Origin of the sequence: Lacihabitans soyangensis (genome assembly GCF_024343775.1) — a bacterium.
GTDB classification, from domain to species: Bacteria; Bacteroidota; Bacteroidia; order Cytophagales; family Spirosomataceae; genus Leadbetterella; species Leadbetterella soyangensis.
In genome coordinates, this window is record NZ_RJUF01000169.1 from 1 (window position 1) to 315 (window position 315).

Here is a 315-nt window from a genome sequence, read left to right on the forward strand (position 1 = left end):
CAATACCATTAGACCAAGCATAAGAAACTCCACCTGAGGCAGTTCTGGAGACTATTGTCAAAGCACAAGTCAAGGTATCATTTCCAGCAATCGAAACCGTTGGAGTAGTGTTATTTTGAATTACAACCGTGGTGTCATTCGTCACACAACCATTGGCAGCAGTTACTGCCACGAAATATGTTCCTGGGGCGGAGATGTTTGCCGTTGCATTATTTCCAAGTCCGTTAGACCAAGCGTAAGAAATTCCACCTGAGGCAGTTCTGGAGACTATTGTCAAAGCACAAGTCAAGGTATCTGTTCCAGTAATCGAAACCG

1 pseudogene is annotated in these 315 nt (G+C 44.4%); it reads right to left on the reverse strand.

Annotated elements, in window-relative coordinates:
• Positions 1–315 (reverse strand): annotated as a pseudogene (locus EGI31_RS15280) (hypothetical protein); the annotation flags it as partial.